Raw genomic sequence first — 18593 nt, 5'->3', positions numbered from 1 at the left:
CGGAATTGGTAGACGCGCTAGCTTCAGGTGTTAGTGTTCTTACGGACGTGAGGGTTCAAGTCCCTCCCTTCGCACCACGATGATTTCTAATATCAACATCTCCCCTCTGTTATAACTCAATTGTATTAATGCATACCGGTACCGTCACGTAAAATCAATGGTGCATCAATACTGCGACCATACCCGCCAAAAGTGCCAGACAAGATGGCAGTAACAGAAAGTGCCGCAACCGTGCATGATATAACATACTTACCGTCGCCAGCATCGCGACCACAATCAGTACTCGCAACTGGCCCACAGTAATATCAGCCCACCCCAGTACCGGTAGCAAAGTAAAAGGCAGCAACATCCCCCAGCCACTGGACATCCCACGGCTCAATAAACCAGTTATCCCCCATGAACGGTAAGCTGAAAATCTGGCTGTAATCATAGTGACGGCTCACTCAAGTGATAATGATAACCAATATCATATACCACTATAAAAAAATCTGCATCATGAAGTTGCTGTGAGAAAGCTGGCAATTTGGCTGGCCCAGTGCCATTGATACCATCGATATATCAGATTTAGATGAGTAAATTGATTAGTTGATCGACATCATGATGACAGGCTGAAACAAAAATGGTAATTTTGATTAAGAAAATTCCTAAAGCCATGTTAAAACGCTTCAAACAAAAATAATTACTTTAAAGAACTATTTATCGTGATGCCTAAATAAAAAGGCTTCATGAGGATATTGTTTATTTTTCTACTGACAGCGCGCCATTATGCAGAGTGAATTGAATATGAATAGCCACTCCTACGATCAGCTTCTGAAAAGTAAGCATCGGCTCTCTTTACTGCTTTTTCTATTTCTTAATGCAGCGTCCGCTATTTTCAGTATGATATTACCCTCTCCCGAAGTGCCAGCAGTGACATTACCGCTCGTCATGATCATGGTTATCAGTCTTAGTGTTGCGGCGTATTTTATTTTTATTTCGAAGAATTATGTTGATAAATTGAATTTATTTTCAATTATCATGGGGATTCTCTGGGCCTGGCAAATCATTCTTAAATATGAATACCTGGGCACAAATGAAAATAATTACTTATTACTCAGCTTGTTCACCATTTTCTTTATCAGCACAATTGCTCTGTCTGATAACTTTCTTGCCTTTTGTTTACATACTGCCCCCGCAGCACTCACTGTTATTTTTTTGGACGACTTTCAAAATATTTTCCGCATCATATTTACGATTATGTTGCCCCTGATTGGTTTCTCCTTACATCATTTGATGCTGCGTCGCAGTGACGACTTCACCCGCAAACTTGTTGCACGTCTTTATAATGAAAGGGAAAAGTTCAGTGATTTAAGCATGATAGACCCACTAACCAGTTTATATAATCGCCGTGGGTTGGAGAATAAACTTGAGACATTATTAGCGCAGTCTCCCGGCAACCATTATGTGCTGCTGCTCGATATCGACCATTTTAAAGCCTATAACGATAACTATGGTCATACAATGGGAGACCAGGCCTTAGTGCGCGTTGCTGCCGCCATTCGTGATGCTGTTCGCTCACGGGATATCGTGGTGCGTTATGGTGGCGAAGAGTTTTTAGTGTTGCTGACACATGTCAGTGAGGAGTATGCAAGCCAGTTAGCAGAACGTGTCCGGCAACGCGTTTTAGACCTTGATATTCCACATGTTTTCAATCATAAGGTATCAACAACTGTCACGTTAAGTGCGGGGATTTCCCCCTTACAATCCTATGATTTGGCCTCTTCACTCAAAGCCGCTGATGAAGCACTTTATCGCGCTAAAAAAGACGGGCGGAATAAAGTTGCGTTTGCCGAAGATAAATTATCAAAGATTGAATCTTCACCCTGATAAAATGACTAACCATTATGCTCAATTATTTATTCTCTCATAAATGGTTGAGCTTAATACTGCGGTATTACATTTCACCTTTATACTGTTATTAAACCGTGTTATTGCATATACAAAAATAAATCACTGGCTCATCTGTTGGTATAAAACATCTATTTTAGATAATCGCTCTAATTCTCTGGTTAAGAAAAAATTAGTTTTTTGAATAATATTTTACTCTATTATTCCTATTTCAACACCACTGGTAACCCACCAGAAGTTGCCTTGTTGCTCAACTCAACCAGAGGTTATTATTTACATAAGAAATATGAATAATGAATAATGAATAATGATTATCATTTATATTAGATATGAGTCTCGCACAGAAAAATTCGTTAGGCCGCGCGGGGGGAGAATACCTAAGCCCGGCAAATGACTCACTTACCGGGCTTATCTTAAATGGCTAATTTAGAAGGCAACTGACCCCTGCACAAAGAAGGTTCGTGGCTCACCGACATACTTACCGGAGTTGTTATCATTGGAACGCGTGAAATAGCGTTGATCAAATAGGTTTTTTACCCCTGCGCCCAATGTTAGATTTGACCAGGCTGGTCCGAAATTATATTCAGCGCGGGTATTCCACACCATGTATCCCGGAATAGTACCAAACTGGCCATCGGCACTCTCCGTCGTAATATACTGCGGACCAGAACCCGGTGACTGTTGCTGAGATTGTGCATAACTATCCAGGTTCCATACCCAATTACCGGTTTCATAACGGGTGCCCACGGTATAAACCTGACGTGAATAGAACGGTAAGTCCTTACCGGCGAAATCACCACTTTTAGTGGTTGCTTTGGTATAGGTGTAGCTGGAGTAAACACTTACCCCATTCAGTGCTGAATTGAATTCACTTAAATCATAACTAAATGCCAACTCCACACCTTCATGAGTTGTCGCTCCCAGATTTGTCCAGCCAATATCATTGCTGATGTATTGCAGCTGATTATCGAAATCAATGTAGAACAGGGTCAATTCACCGGTCATTACCGTGTCATCAAAACGAGTACCGATTTCATAGCTATGTGCTTTTTCAGCCGTCAAGCCCGGTGCCGGTGCATTACCATTACCGCCTTTGCTGAGCTGGAAATATTGCATGCTGCCAAAGGAAGTGTTGGCATTGGCAAACAGCTTCCATTCATCGGACATATGGTACATCACATTAAGTGAAGGTAGCGGCTCACTGTAGTGCTGCTCACGCCGAGTATTGGCAAAAGAATCATCTACATTGGTGCGGATATTCTCATAACGTAGCCCGGGGGTGATGGTCCAGTCAGACACATTGATAGCATCATCGATATAGACAGCATGCGCTTCGGTTCCACCTGAGGTGTGCTGATAATACTGTGGTGTGGCAGGCATTGAAGTCACAGTCGCAGGGTTATACCAAGGGGAGCGATAGGCTTTCTCATCCATGGTTTCATTCAGATAGCGGTAACCAACAGTCACCTCATGGGAGCTACTACCCATTCTAAACAACTGCGAATAGCTGGGTTCAATGGCATAGGTGGTGTAATTCCGTGGGTAAGCCACCATGCGTTTCTGACCGAGGTTGGCACCAGCCCCTTCGGATTCAATATTGCTGCCACGGAAACTTTTGGTGAAATATGTCAGCAACTCAAACTGGCGATCATCTTCCTGGTGGATATATTTGAATGACATATCACGGCGACGCCCATCAAACTGGTCATAAGGGCGGGTCGACTGGAAAGGATTCTGGGCATATTGTGCACTGGTTAACCCACCCGGCATGCCAGCATGTGCTTCATAATAATGAAAATTGGCCTGCAATTCGTCATGTTCGGTGAACTGATAACGGGTTTTCAGCATGAAATCATCGATATCAGTATTGTCGTTATTGTCACGATACCCTTGACCATGCAGACCTGAATAGAGCAATGCCGCGCCAAAACCATTATCAGCCGTACCGCCTAATGATGCGCTGCTCAAGGTTTTTAAACCGCCATGACTAGCGCCCTGCGTTTGTGCGCTAACGGCACCACTGAAGTCTTCCGGAATAGCCTTGGTATTAAAATTGATGATTCCGCCTACGTTTTGCGGCCCATAGCGTACTGCTCCGCCACCACGAATCACATCGATGGATTGCAGGTTACCAATAGAAAGTGGAGCCATTGATAGCTGTGGCTGTCCATAAGGTGCTACTGCTAGCGGTATCCCGTCCATCAGGATAGTTGAACGCGGAGATAAGCGAGAGGTTAAGCCGCGAACCCCGACATTGAGCGAAATATCACTGCCACCCGTACCATTACTTTCACGCACTTGAACACCAGGAATCCCACGCAGTGAATCCCCCACTGTCTGAGCACCCTTTTCGTGAATACGTTGCTGGGTAACGATAGTACGCGCGCCGGGGTGATTCAACACAACCGTGCTGTTATCCGTATTATCAAGCCAGTTACCGACCACTGAGAGTGTGTCACTTTTATTCGTTTTAGTTTCGGCTGAGTTATCAGTCACTGGCGGAGAGGATTTCTCTGCGGCAAAAGCGGGTAATGCCAGCGCGACGGAGGCGGCCAACAGAGACAAACGGGAAAACGTTAACATTTTGGGCCTATTGCGAAAGGAGTTGTGTCTGATTGTAATTTTTTGGAAACGCTAATCTTAATGATTACATTTCCCAAGTAAATCAATTTTGTCGCAAACAGACGAATTATTTCTTGCTTCTAAAACAGAAAGGGGGGAATAAAAACCATTTGGAATAAGTGGGTTAAGTGTAGTAGTGCATGCTGCAATAACTTACCGTGAGTTATTGCAGCACGCTGCTGCGTCAAGGGCGCCAGCTGTTTGACTGCCCAAAGCTATTGGCGTTGCAGCCAGGCAGCAAACGAATAACAAATCGGTCGGGAACCGATTTGAACAGCATTTATGCTGCCCGAAGGGGGAGCCTCAGGGACGAGGCTCATTAATCCCGATGAGCTTACATAAGTAAGTGATTCGGGTGACAAATCTGCTGGGAGCAGATTTGAACGCTGCTTGCAGCGGCCTCAACGAGGTGAGGCCAGGGATGGCCGAGTAACGAGTGCCACTAACAACGCTGCGGCGTCAAGGGCGCAGGGCAGTGACCCAAAACACGCCGCTATAATCTATAGCAGTATACTTTTGATGAATCATTTCCAAATCCGCCTGTGGATCCAAATCGGCAAATAATTCTGGATGAAGGAATTTAGCAATAGCTTCTACAGCGACCACATTAAGCGGACTATCATAAAACTGGTGATAAACCGCCATCACTTTCTTATCCTGTACGGATTTCAATATACTGATGCCGGTTCGCCCCATCAGATGGGTCAATTTTTCCTGTGTCGTTGCGGTATCAGTGTTATAGCCTAGAGGAACGGCTACTGAGCCCTTATGGCCTCGACTCCAATCAGCACCGGTCATTAAATAAAAGTCAGGGTTGCTGCTAATGAGTTGCTCGACGTTAATCTCACCGCCCATTTCCGGGAACAGTTGGCTGCCGATGTTATTCCCACCAGCCTCGGCAATGAATTGCCCAAAGCTGCCTTTGCCAAAAGTCGAACAACACTCATCACCCGTCATACCCGCGTGGCGTTCAATGAAAACACTTGGGCGCTGTTCAGGTTTAAGAATGGCGACTCGTTGACGAACCAGAGCAAGTCGTTGCTGATAGAACTGTATGAAATCTTCAGCATTTTTTTCTTCGTTAAACACTTTTCCGAGCAGTTGCATACTGGGAACCGTATTGGTCAACGGCTGCTGGCGGAAATCAATAAACAGCACCGGAATCCCCGATTTATCCAACTGCGCCAATACACCACTGGCTTTGAGTTTTGCCAGCAATCCAGTATCAAAGATAATTAAGTCTGGCTGCATTGATACCGCCCGTTCGACACTAAAATCAGTGACATAGGGGTTATCAAACATCGGGATTTTATTCACTTCTGGGAATTTTTTAGCATAAGCCTCCACCAGATCGGCCGCTTTCACTTTCAGTGAGTTATCCCAGGCGATAATACCTTTTAGCGGTGTTTGTGGATGAAGAATGTTCAATGCCATCAATGCCCTGGCATCCGCTAATATCACTCGTGACGCAGGCTGAGCTAATGTCACCTGCCGGCCAGCAACATCTGTCACCACAATCGGCTGTGCTAAAACAGAAAATGATGCCGTTATTGCTAAACACAAAGCGACCAATGATAAAAACCTGCTGACAATGCGACCGGGCATGAAATGTCCTTTAGGAAAAAGTGAACGCTAATGATAATCCATATCTTTTGAGAAATTGAATCATTGTCTGCGGCGTATCGATAAATTCTTTTTTCATCATACCATTCGCTGTTTTTATCAGATTGTGGATTATTTTATTGCTTTGCTAAACCGATTCTTCTACTTTTAGCAGCAAATAGAATTGAAGAGTATAGGGGTTTATCATGGAGAATACCGTTTGGGTTTTGGGCGATGCTGTTATCGACCTTGTTCCTGAAAATTCAAATAGTTACCTTAAATGCCCAGGTGGTGCACCCGCTAATGTCGCGGTAGGCATTGCCAGATTGGGGGGTAAAAGTGCATTTATTGGTCGGGTTGGGCAAGACAGCTTTGGCCGTTTTATGCAGCAGGTTTTGCAGCAGGAAAATGTCGATACTCGTACCATGACGCTGGATGCGGAGCATCGAACCTCAACTGTTGTTGTGGATTTGGATCAGCATGGCGAACGCACATTTACATTCATGGTGATGCCAAGTGCTGACTTATTCCTACAACATACTGATTTACCAGAGTTTAAATCCAACCAATGGCTCCATCTGTGCTCCATTGCATTGAGTCAGGAACCCAGCCGCAGCACCGCATTTGAGGCTATGCGCCGCATCAAAGCCGATGGAGGTTGGGTTAGTTTTGATCCCAATATTCGTGCTGATATTTGGCGTCAACCGCAAGAGCTACTCCCCTGTCTGCAACAAGCATTGCAATTAGCCGATGTGGTAAAACTGTCACGGGAAGAACTGGATTTTATCTGCCCACAGCAGGATATCGCGACAGCTATGGAGCAGGTTATGGCTGACTATTCCTGTAAATTATTGCTGGTGACATTGGGTGCAGAGGGGGTTTGGGTGCATAACCGTAGAAAGTTGCAAAAATATGCCAGCCGGAAAATCACCCCGATTGACACCACCGGGGCCGGAGATGCATTTGTTGCCGGGTTGCTGGCAGCATTGTCGCAACAACCCAACTGGCAACAAAGCCAGGATTTAAGTGCAGCTATCGATCAAGCGCAAGCTTGCGGTGCCCTGGCTACCAGCGCCAAAGGGGCAATGACCGCCCTACCGAATGCGCAGGAATTGGCGCATTTTCTGCAACGCAGCCACTAACCGCGACCCCGCCTGTCGGATGCCCTGCGTTGGCATCCGGTTTCCTCTCTTGCTCATCTATCCTTGCTAAACACCCAGCTCACGGTAATGCGCTTAACGGCTTCACGCTGACTGATTCATCCCTTTCATAGCGCGACTTACCTCACCCCACCACTCAATTTGCAGTGCAGATCACAATAGCTGAATCGGGTTAGCAAAATGTTTTGCTAATTCCAGTTGATCGCCCGTATGTTAGCCATGAAAAACCGGTTTAGCTGTTTAGCATAAATACAATCAATCACATACCGAGTGATATAAAATGATGATAAAACCAAGCTATCTTGCTGTATCAATAGGACTTATTCTTTCTTGTGCAGCGACCTCCGCCTCAGCAGCCTCATCAAATGTGGATATCGAAGCCCGCCTTAATGCTTTAGAGCAGCGATTGCAGCAAGCAGAACAACGGGCAAAAAATGCAGAAACCCGCGCCGAAATTGCAGAAAAACAAGCACAAAAACTCGAAGCTCGTACCCTTCAAGCAGAAGAAAAAACCGTTCAAGTTGCCAAACGCACTGAGAAATTAGAAAGCAAAACACCAAGCGACAATGGTTTTGAGTTCCACGGTTATGCACGCTCCGGTTTGTTAATGAACTCTTCCGGTACCGGCACTCAAGGTGGCCCTTATGTTTCTCCAGCAGGCAGTACTGGTGGGGCAATTGGCCGTTTAGGTAATGAACCCGATACCTATGTTGAAGTGAATTTGGAGAAAAAACAGCAGCTGGATAATGGCGCAACCACTCGCTACAAAGTGATGCTGGCTGATGGTCAACGTAGTTATAACGACTGGACAGCTGACAGCAGTGACCTGAATGTGCGTCAGGCTTTCGTCGAATTGGGTACCCTACCCACCTTTAATGGTATTTTCAAAGACAGTACCCTGTGGGCCGGTAAGCGCTTTGATCGCGATAACTTTGATATTCATTGGCTGGATTCCGACGTGGTATTCCTGGCCGGTACCGGTGGCGGTATTTATGACATCAAATGGACTGATAACCTGAAGAGTAACTTCTCCCTCTATGGCCGTAATTACGGCGAAATAGAGAATGTTAACAGCGATATTCAAAGCTATATTTTCACCACCAATAACTATGTATCCACCCATAATAACGGCTCATTCCAGTGGATGCTGAGTGGCCTGCGCGCCAAAGATAACGAGGCACGCCAAAATAGCGGCGAAACCGTGAATACCAATGCAGCAGATAAAGGTATTCACAGCATGGTGGCCTACCACGGCGACAGCTTCTATGGGCTACGTGAGGGGACGTCTAAAACAGCCTTGTTATATGGCCACGGCCTGGGAGCTGAAGTGAAATCTATTGGCTCCGATGGTAACTTGACCAGCGGTGCAGATACCTGGCGTCTGGCTTCTTACGGCACCACCGCGCTGAGCAAAAACTGGAGCCTGGCACCCGCAATATTGGCACAGCAAAGCAAAGACCGATATGTCGAGGGCGATAGTTATAAGTGGGTGACCTTTAATGCCCGCCTGATTCAGGAAATAACCGAAAACTTTGCTTTGGCGTATGAAGGTAGTTATCAATATATGAATCTCGACCCGCAAGGGTATAAGGATTATCACAAAGTCAGCGGCGGTTTCTATAAACTGACCTTTGCTCCGACCTTTAAAGCAGGCGATATCAGCAACTTCTTCAGTCGCCCAGAAATACGCGTCTTCGCGACCTACATGGATTGGAGTCAAGATCTGGATAACTACGCCAAGGATGATGCCTTCGGTAAAAATGATTTTGCCGCCGGCGGTCAATGGAACTTTGGTATCCAGATGGAAACCTGGTTCTGATCATTCCCCGCCGTCGGCAGGGGATTGGCTGCCACGGCGGGTAACCTAATTTGTATGCGAGGGACATAATGAATATTAATGAGACCGCAAAGGCTCTACTCCCATTGCTCGGCGGTAAAGACAATATTGTCAGCGCAGCGCACTGCGCGACACGCCTGCGTTTGGTATTGGCTGATGACTCGCTGGTACAAAAATCAGCGGTAGAGAAAGTCGAAGGCGTTAAAGGCTGTTTTAGTAATGCAGGGCAATTGCAGATTATTTTCGGCACCGGGCTGGTGAATAAAGTTTACGCCGAATTTATTAAAGTGGCGGGAATTAGCGAATCCACTAAATCAGAAGCGGCCGATGCGGCTGCCCGTAAGCTAAATCCATTCCAGCGCATTGCCCGGCTGCTTTCTAATATTTTTGTGCCAATCATTCCGGCGATTGTGGCCTCCGGTTTGTTGATGGGTTTGCTCGGCATGGTGAAAACCTATGGCTGGGCCGATGCCAACAGCGCACTATTTATCATGTTGGATATGTTCAGCTCCGCTGCTTTTATTATTTTGCCGATTTTGATTGGTTTTACCGCAGCCAAAGAGTTTGGCGGTAACCCCTATCTGGGAGCCACGCTGGGCGGCATTCTGACCCATCCGGCACTGACCAATGCCTGGGGAGTGGCGGGTGGTTTCCACACCATGAACTTCTTCGGGATGGAGGTGGCGATGATTGGCTATCAGGGCACGGTATTCCCCGTCCTGCTAGCTGTGTGGTTTATGAGTATATTGGAAAAGCGCCTACGCAAGATTATCCCTGATGCGCTGGATTTGATCCTCACGCCATTTTTAACCGTCATTATTACCGGATTTGTTGCGCTGCTATTTATTGGCCCTGCCGGACGCGTGCTGGGTGATGGCATTTCACTGGTACTCAGTACCCTGATTACCCATGCCGGTTGGCTGGCTGGATTGTTATTTGGTGGGCTATATTCCGTTATCGTGATAACCGGTATTCACCATAGTTTCCATGCAATCGAAGCTGGTTTATTGGGTAATCCCAATATTGGCGTTAACTTCCTGCTGCCCATCTGGTCGATGGCGAATGTTGCACAAGGTGGGGCTTGTCTGGCGGTCTACTTTAAAACCCGCGATGCCAAAATTAAAGCCATTGTAATCCCCTCGGCATTTTCCGCCATGCTGGGGATAACTGAAGCGGCTATTTTCGGGATTAACCTACGCTTTATCAAACCCTTCCTGGCAGCACTGGCGGGAGGAGCACTCGGTGGCGCATGGGTGGTGGCCAATCATGTCAATATGACCGCGGTGGGTTTGACCGGTATCCCCGGCATCGCCATCGTGCAAGGCAATTCGATTGTTAACTATCTGATTGGCTTGGTGATTGCCTTTGGTGCTGCGTTTATTATTTCCTTGCTACTTAAATACAAAACGGACAGCGAATAATGCAAGAAGCCAGTTTGCTTAAACATCTTACGCTGGCAGTAATGCGCGGTCAGGGCCGCGCATTACAAGACCCACACCGGCCGGGCTGGCACTTAGCTCCCTGTGTCGGGTTGCTGAATGATCCTAATGGGTTTATTTATCATGCTGGCTATTATCATCTGTTTTATCAATGGAATCCGCTGGATTGCCGCCACGGCAGTAAATATTGGGGCCACTGGCGCAGCACTGACTTAGTGCATTGGGAGCATCAACCCGTGGCGTTGGTGCCGAGCGAAGCCTATGAAAGTCATGGTTGTTACTCCGGTTCGGCGGTAATTGCTGATGACATTATCACCCTGATTTACACCGGAAATGTGAAATACCCCGATGGCTCCCGTACCGCATTCCAATGTTTGGCACAGGAAAATGAACGGGGCGAGTTCGACAAGTTAGGGCCAGTGCTCCCATTGCCCGCTGGCTATACCGGACATGTGCGTGACCCGAAAGTCTGGCAGCACGACGGCCAGTGGTACATGGTGTTAGGCGCTCAGGACAAACAACTACAAGGCAAGGTGCTACTGCTGCGCTCTGGTGATTTACGCGAATGGCATAATCTGGGTGAGATAGCTGGCTCTGGTCTGGGGGGGCTTGGGCCTTTTGGCTATATGTGGGAATGCCCCGACCTGTTTACCCTGGCAGATAAAGACGTTTTGATGTTCTGCCCACAGGGTATACCAGCCGAAGCTGAACGCTATCGTAATACCTTTCAGGTAGGCTATTTACTGGGCAAATTAGATTATACCAACGCCACCTTCAATCACCAGGCATTCCACGAGTTGGACGCTGGCTTTGAGTTTTACGCGCCGCAAACCACGCTGGCCGCAGATGGCCGTCGCTTATTATTCGGCTGGATGGGTCTTCCAGATGAAGATGAGTTTTACCAACCGACAGTGGAATATGGCTGGATCCACACCATGACTTGCCCGCGCGAGTTGAGTCTTAATGGCGACAAACTGATTCAGCAACCGGCCCGCGAGTTAGCCGCGCTGCGGTGTGAACATACGCAGTGGCAAGGCCGTGCCCAAGAAGCCCCTGCTCTTGCAATCGGTAGTGCCGAAATGATAATCGACGTCAGTGCGCCTTTCACCCTCGAATTGGGCAATACTCTGCTGTTGGAATGGGATGGTGCGCGCTTGATTTTAAGTCGTAATAATCTGCGCACCGGATTGCGAGAATTCCGTTACTGGCGCGGTCAATTGCAACAATTACAGTTACTTTGCGATCGTTGCAGCATAGAGATTTTTATCAATCAGGGGGAAGCGGTGATGACGTCGAGTTACTTCCCACCAGTACCGCCACAAGCCATTTTTGCGGGAAGTGCTGAACTGCGAGTGCAACACTGGCTGTTGTCTTCGCCCATGTTAGAATGAACTATCTTTCAAGGCGACAGATTCACTGGGCGAACAACATTAATCTGTGAAAAACAATAAACGTATTACCATCAACGATATTGCCAAACTGGCTGGTGTGTCGAAATCGACTACCAGTCTGGTGCTCAATGGACGTAGTAAGGAATATCGTGTTTCAGATGAAACGCGGGATCGTATTATTGCGCTGGCCAGCGAACATAACTATCAGCCCAGTTTCCACGCCCGTTCGCTGCGCTCAACCCGCAGTCACACCATAGGGTTGGTGGTGCCAGAGATGACCAACCACGGCTTTGCGCTTATTTCGCGAGAGCTGGAGATGTTATGTCGTGAGGCAGGGTTACAGTTGCTTATTGCCTGTACCGACGAGAATCCCGGCCAGGAAATGATGGCGGTAAACAGTTTGGTACAGCGCCAGGTTGATGGCCTGATTGTCGCTTCCAGCCAGCTCAATGATGGCGAATATCAAAAAATTAATGCTCGCCTGCCAGTGGTGCAGATGGATAGATTGATTGGTGAATCGGCATTACCGCTGGTGATTACCGACTCCATCGCCTCTACCTGTGCATTGGTTGAAAATGTGGCTCGCCAACATCCAGATGAATTTTACTTTCTCGGCGGTCAGCCACGGATCTCGCCGACGCGTGACCGTTTGTCGGGTTTCCAGCAAGGGCTACAACAAGCTGGGGTCGAATGCCGCCCCGAATGGATCCTAAATGGCCATTACTTGCCCAGCTCCGGTTATGAAATGATTGCCCAGCTTTGCGCGCAATTAGGCCGCCCACCCAAAGCAGTATTTACCGCTGCCTGTGGCCTGCTGGAAGGGGTATTACGCTATCTCAATCAGCATCAATTAATGGACAGTGATATTCATCTTTGTAGCTTTGATGACCATTACCTGTTTGATTGCTTGCCCTTAAAAATAGATACCATTGCACAGGATTGCCAAGGGTTGGCACGCCATAGCTTTGAGATGATCACCGCCCTGATCGCCGAAACACCTTTGGCGCAAAATCAACTGATTCTGCCGGGCCAAATCCATTGGCGACATCCGGGTTCCAAGGCACTCAATGAGCAACACTGAGCCAGTTGCCACTCCGGCGCTAATCGGTTCGTGGCAGCGCTGCCAAAAACTGATGCAAGCCCAGCAATGGCGTGCACCACATCGCGCAGCAGGGGCAACTTTCCAGTCAATTTGTCAGCGAAAAAACGATTTATTGGTATTAGGCCAGGCCGCACTGGAAGATGCCTATGAATACATGGAATCGCGCCACTGTGTTCTACTCATTCTTGATGAAAGCGGCTGTACCCTGTGGCAATGCGGTCATCCGCAGACCATGAGTCAGTTAAAAGCGTTAGGTATTGATTGTGGCAGCTATTGGGCTGAAGGATTAATCGGCACCAATGCCCCCGCCCTGGCAATAGCCGAAGGGCATCCGATACAGGTCAGCGGCCAGCAGCACTTCAAACAGGCCCTACACCCATGGCACTTCTGCGCCACGCCAGTGTATGACAACAGTGGCCGCCAACGGGCCGTAATTGTTCTGGGGAGTTTACTGGTTGATAACGCCGCCAGTGACTTGCCGCTGACACTGGCGATTGCCCGAGAAATTGGGAATTACCTTCATGCCGATACTTTATTGGCCGAAACCAACCGTCATCTGAACGAACTCAACGCCCTGTTGGATGGCGTTGAAGATGGCGTAATGGCCTGGGACCAACGCGGTTGTTTGTTGTACCTTAATCGCCGGGCAGCAGCCATCTTGCAGCTCAATGAAACCAACAGTCTCGGTAAGCCAGTCACTGATTTGCTCACCCTACCCGCTGTGCTGACCCATGCTATTTTGCAGCGTACCCCCCTCAGCCATGTGGAAGTCACTTTTGAAAATCAACAACAATTTATTCCTGCTTTGTTGACTCTCAAACCTATTCCAGATGGCGATCGTTGTGGATTTATTGCCCTTCTGCATCCACAAGAATTACTGCGACAAATGGTTAACAACCAATTAGGGCGAGCCAGTTATACCTTTGACGATATGCCAGTGGCATCACTGGAAATGCGCCGCTTAATTCGTTATGGCAAACAAGCAGCTAAAGGTAGACACCCCATTTTACTGCATGGGGAAGAAGGTGTGGGTAAGCAACAATTGGGGCAGGCCATTCATAATGCCAGCAATCGAGCAGCTGGCCCCTATATCGTATTGAATTGTCAGGCATTACCGCAAAATATTATGGCGCGGGAATTCCTGGGTAGTGATGCCAGTGAAGGTGAATCTGGACAGCCCAGCAAATTCGAATTAGCCAACGGCGGCACCTTATATTTGGAGCAAGTCGAATACTTGTCGCCAGAAATGCAATCCGCGTTGCTGCAAATTGTCAAAACCGGCATGGTGATGCGGGTAAACTCTAATCGAGTGATACCAGTGGATGTACGGATCATTACCGCCACCGGTGCAGACCTGCCCTTGTTAGTAAAACAAGGCCGCTTTCGTCGTCAACTATTCTATACCTTGCAATCTTTTGAGCTACATATCCCGCCGCTGCGCCAACGCCAGCAAGATATTCCACTACTGGTTCAGCATACGCTGACCAGCCTTGGGCAACATTTTCACTGCCAATATCAGCCAGACGAAAGTGTCATTCGCCAGTTATGCCAATACCCTTGGCCGGGTAATGATCAGGAACTAAAAAGTGTGGTTGAGCGGGCCGCGATGGCCTGTCGCAACAACCGTATCAATCTCAATGATTTGCCGGAGCACCTGCTAGGTGAAAGATTGCTATTAGAACCGGATATGCCACAACCTCGGCCAGTCTTATCACTACAAGAATTAGAAAGGCAGGCCATTATTCGTGCCGCATTGGTCTGCCAGGGGCAACTGAATGAAATGGCGACCTTATTGGGGATCGGCCGCACCACATTATGGCGAAAAGTGAAACTCCATCGGCTGGATATCCACCAATTCAAGGGTGGCGAGTCCCTGCCATTTTAGTTTCAATGGACTGCCCAGTCAGGGAAAATCATAGGTAACGTGAATGCTTTAAGTTGCTCCGCAGATAACTGGCGGCGTCCCTCATTAATTGCTGCTCCCGGCCCCTGACTATTCGCCTCAAAGAAACGTGAATCTTGCGGATAGAACCAAATTTTCTCGCCTTGCTTATCTTTACCAGACATTTTATCCCAACCGTAAATATGATCATCCATCGTCGTATTGATAAATACCGCCTGACCAATTGCCGCCGGATCGGCATAACGGCCATCCGCAAAAGTAGTTGTCGGGTGCCATGGACGCCCTAATGCAAAACTATTAGCGGGAACACCTGGCTCTTTGGTCAATCGGCTGTTAATAAATATCAAACCATAAGGCGAGGTCGTTAATGTACTCGGGGCGGAGATATAGCCATAAGGCGGCTCAATATCACTTCGATCACGCGCCACGATAGTACAATTATCAAACACCGTGATTCCTGAGCCAAAAATAAAATCAACATGACCACTAATTTCACAGTCGGTGAAATAACTCCGGCTGCCGGTTTTGCTATAAAGCGTATCCTGGTAACCTTCAAGTTTCACGGCCTTGAAACGCGCTTTATCACTATTTTCGGCTAATAATAGTGCCACCGCTTGAGTATCTTTTAATTTTGTTGGGTCAGTATCCGCTTTCTTTTTATTGGCTGGAAAGTCAAAATCATTACGAATAGTCAGATTTTCGGCTGTAAAGTTCGGAGCATTAACCAGCACAGTACTGCTGCCGGAAGTTCCCCATTTTTCACCTTGTGGATTGAGCATTCCTGCCGCAGTATTGGCACCGATCACCGTGCCATCACGATTCTCTCCTTTGAGGGTGACATGACTACGGGTCACCTCGAGCCTTTCAGTATAAACTCCATTTTTCAGGAAGATAATAAAAGGAGTGTCATCCATCGGAGCTGACTTCAATGCAGCATTAATCGAGGAAAACTCGTCTCCCTGAGGAGTGGTAGAAACGACCGCATTATACTGCGCAGCATTTACCGTCCCCAATACAACAAACGACATCAATCCTAACAATAGCGTTTTACCCAATAAATTAATCGGCATTTCGAGATCCTCAGTAACTCATAGCCACCCAAGTAAAATCACGCTGCGTGACTATAAATAATAGAAAGTGTCATTTGGCATTAATAATACAATACACAAAATGAAACACCATTCCATTTACACGGATCACATTTTTGATATTGTATTTTAGATCATGAAATGGAGGATTAATGTCCTTTAACTGATCTCGAAACATTAAGGGCGAAATCAATAACAAAGATAAATAAATCGATTCTGTTATCTATAAATGTTAATTACCTAATATGTCACTATAAAATTACTCATAAAAATACATCAATAATATATAGTTTGAAAAACATACATACTGGCACCTATTTATAAAAGCTTGCTGAAGAGAGATCTTTGAGATATAAAAACAGAGAAATAAAAAATCAAACTAAATACACTATTCTGGAACGCTTTAATTAATATATGTAATTTTGTATCATTTACTTAAATTAATATAAATAACGCATAAATAATAATTTGATGAATAGGATATCTATGTCTATTAAATATAAAATAATTCAATTCAATATAAATGAATTTGGTGTAAATATAAGAACAATTAAAAATGAACTATCATTTAAAAAATTAGCATGGGACACTAATGATATAAAGTTTTCTCAATTAAGGTTTCTTATCAGTAAACGTTTTGCGGATAGAAAATTAATTTTACAGGAGGCACAATGCTATCTTGATGACAATTTGGTACCTAAAGGTATTCAATCCCTAATATCCACATTATCTGTACCTGATAAAAAAATATTTTATTCCTATAAACCTTTTAGAAAGAGAGGGGTGAGCCAATTCACTGCCGAATATATTGATAACAAATGGAGTATTAATCATATAGATTTCCCTACATTAACCAACTTTACCCAGAATGCCGACCATCAGTTAGATTTAAGGCAATTAATACGCCATTTTCCTCCGATGGATCGAGCCACTGCAAATTCGGCTATTTTGAAGATACTCATTAAAAAATTCATCGAAATGTTGTGTGAATGTGAACCTAAAAGAAAAATCAAAAAAATCGGGGTCACTTGCCATCAAATATCTTTAATTATAGATGGCTCAACACATCAGGTCTCAAATTCGCCAGAAGGTCTACATCAAGATGGGAGTGACTATATTGTATCTGCATTAGTTATTGATAAATATAACATTGAAGGAGGTACGAGCAAACTCTATTGCCTTGAAAAAGATGAACTCATTAAATCACACACATTAGAGTGCGGTGAGGGTCTATTCCACATAGATAAAAACTCATCTATTTGGCATCAAGTTACACCTATAAAATTAAAGGAACCATCAATAAAGTCAGGATATAGAAATATATTAGGATTTGACTTTAATTATATATCTTAACAATTAACCCATATTAAATTAATTTAATGATTATAAAAAAATGCAAAAAAAACAAAGTATCATATTATCAGCACTTTTTTTTATTCACGGTATTGCCTATGCTAGTTTGGTTCCATGGATTCCAGATTTAAAAGAAAAATTCAACCTCAGTAATTATATGGTTGGAATAATGATATCAGCTATTCCAGCGGGATCGATAATCTTCGGATTATTTTCAAAAAAGTTTATAAATTTCATTGGGCTATATTGGGCAACAAATATAACATTCTTATTTTTAATTATTACTATATCAACAGTCGCTTTCTCGTCGTCGTGGTATGAAATAACGTTATTACTTTTCCTATTCGGTGTTTTTGACTCATGGGGAGATACTTGTATTAATGTACAAGCCCTTAATATACAAAAGTCATATGGGTTTAGTTTGATTAATCGGCTTCATGGTATAAGCAGTATCGGCACAATATGGGGCGGGCTGGTTGCTGTCATGGCGATTGGACTCGGGTTTTCAATGGAAGAATTCAACCTTACATTACTCACTATTAATTTAATGGCATTAGTTATTTACATTCTATTATTTCAAAAAGTTAATACGGAAATTAATTTTCACTTACCTGATAAACATAAAAACAAGATAGGATTATTAGAGACTCAAGTTTATATTATAGCCTTAACTGTACTGATCTTTACATGTAGCATAGAAGAAACAGCCAGTATCTGGGGTGCAATATACATGAAGGATAATTACGATGTTTCATTAGTAATTTCTGGTTTACCTTATCTCTTCTGCCAAATATGCATGGTTATTGGTCGTATATTTGGTGACTACTACACAAATAAGTTTGGAGGATTCATAACATTAAAATATGGAGTGGTGTTATCCATGATAGGAATCATATTAATAATATCCGGTCACTCTATTATTTTTACAATATTAGGCTTCTCTCTCATTGGGTTAGGAATATCCGTGATATTCCCGCTAACGATATCCTTTATTGGCCAGTTACCTAATATAAATGCAACCAGTGGAATTACTTTTGCAACATGGATGTCAAGAATTGGTTTGCTTATCTCACCACCATTAATCGGCATATTAGCAGATTTTACTTCACTGAGAACAGCTTTTATTGCCATATTAATTTGTTGCATATTAATTTTCTCTTTAATTAATATTTTATCAGTAAAGTCAATTCAATTAAACAGTTAATATCA

13 protein-coding genes are annotated in these 18593 nt (G+C 45.1%); 9 read left to right on the top strand and 4 right to left on the bottom strand.

The genetic code is table 11. From position 1 onward, the window contains the following. Positions 1-154 precede the first annotated feature (154 nt). Entirely contained in the window at positions 155-430 is a 276-nt protein-coding gene (locus QSV56_RS13065) for a DUF1435 domain-containing protein (RefSeq protein ID WP_026017971.1), read from the bottom strand. 335 nt (positions 431-765) lie between these two features. Here QSV56_RS13065 and QSV56_RS13060 point away from each other — a divergent pair, with 335 nt between their 5' ends. Next, positions 766-1866 (top strand): GGDEF domain-containing protein, encoded by a 1101-nt coding sequence (locus tag QSV56_RS13060; protein WP_263697061.1) that lies wholly within the window; start codon positions 766-768, stop codon positions 1864-1866. Positions 1867-2313: 447 nt separating this feature from the next. On the opposite strand, the gene QSV56_RS13055 is transcribed toward QSV56_RS13060, so the two are convergent. Both QSV56_RS13055 and QSV56_RS13050 read right to left on the bottom strand, forming a co-directional pair. Beyond that, on the bottom strand, positions 2314-4470 hold the full coding sequence (locus QSV56_RS13055; RefSeq protein ID WP_050131172.1) for a TonB-dependent siderophore receptor: 2157 nt from the start codon (positions 4468-4470) through the stop codon (positions 2314-2316). Positions 4471-4968: 498 nt separating this feature from the next. After that, positions 4969-6114, bottom strand: a complete 1146-nt coding sequence (locus QSV56_RS13050; protein WP_046695465.1) for an ABC transporter substrate-binding protein — start codon at positions 6112-6114, stop codon at positions 4969-4971. A 203-nt stretch (positions 6115-6317) separates the two neighbouring features. Here QSV56_RS13050 and QSV56_RS13045 point away from each other — a divergent pair, with 203 nt between their 5' ends. From QSV56_RS13045 to dhaR, 6 genes are all read left to right on the top strand, one after another. Further along, complete coding sequence (locus QSV56_RS13045; protein WP_301212649.1) at positions 6318-7253, top strand: aminoimidazole riboside kinase; 936 nt, start codon at positions 6318-6320, stop codon at positions 7251-7253. A 298-nt stretch (positions 7254-7551) separates the two neighbouring features. Then, entirely contained in the window at positions 7552-9090 is a 1539-nt protein-coding gene (locus QSV56_RS13040; protein WP_071989150.1) for a carbohydrate porin, read from the top strand. A 68-nt stretch (positions 9091-9158) separates the two neighbouring features. Next, positions 9159-10529 (top strand): sucrose-specific PTS transporter subunit IIBC, encoded by a 1371-nt coding sequence (locus tag QSV56_RS13035; protein ID WP_019080601.1) that lies wholly within the window; start codon positions 9159-9161, stop codon positions 10527-10529. Continuing rightward, a complete protein-coding gene (locus QSV56_RS13030; protein ID WP_050161944.1) occupies positions 10529-11938 on the top strand; it encodes a sucrose-6-phosphate hydrolase in 1410 nt (469 codons plus the stop codon). Before QSV56_RS13035 ends, QSV56_RS13030 begins: the two co-directional genes overlap by 1 nt. Before the next feature lie 46 nt (positions 11939-11984). Next, the gene (locus tag QSV56_RS13025; protein WP_046051631.1) at positions 11985-13019 is read left to right on the top strand and encodes a LacI family DNA-binding transcriptional regulator; all 1035 of its coding nucleotides are present in this window, start codon (positions 11985-11987) and stop codon (positions 13017-13019) included. Beyond that, positions 13006-14925: a dihydroxyacetone kinase operon transcriptional regulator DhaR gene (gene dhaR, locus QSV56_RS13020; RefSeq protein ID WP_046695469.1), complete on the top strand. Its 1920-nt coding sequence runs from the start codon at positions 13006-13008 to the stop codon at positions 14923-14925. Before QSV56_RS13025 ends, dhaR begins: the two co-directional genes overlap by 14 nt. A 2-nt stretch (positions 14926-14927) precedes the next feature. Here the strand turns inward: dhaR and QSV56_RS13015 are convergent, their stop codons facing one another. After that, positions 14928-16013 (bottom strand): pectinesterase family protein, encoded by a 1086-nt coding sequence (locus tag QSV56_RS13015; protein WP_046051633.1) that lies wholly within the window; start codon positions 16011-16013, stop codon positions 14928-14930. Positions 16014-16517: 504 nt separating this feature from the next. Between QSV56_RS13015 and QSV56_RS13010 the strand changes: the two genes are divergently transcribed. Then, the gene (locus tag QSV56_RS13010) at positions 16518-17384 is read left to right on the top strand and encodes a 2OG-Fe dioxygenase family protein (protein ID WP_046695470.1); all 867 of its coding nucleotides are present in this window, start codon (positions 16518-16520) and stop codon (positions 17382-17384) included. Positions 17385-17424: 40 nt separating this feature from the next. After that, positions 17425-18588 (top strand): MFS transporter, encoded by a 1164-nt coding sequence (locus tag QSV56_RS13005; RefSeq protein ID WP_301212643.1) that lies wholly within the window; start codon positions 17425-17427, stop codon positions 18586-18588. Positions 18589-18593 lie beyond the last annotated feature (5 nt).

It is taken from the genome of Yersinia sp. 22-579 (assembly GCF_030433455.1).
GTDB lineage: Bacteria > Pseudomonadota > Gammaproteobacteria > Enterobacterales > Enterobacteriaceae > Yersinia > Yersinia enterocolitica.
This window is presented reverse-complemented; position numbering and strand designations above follow the sequence as displayed.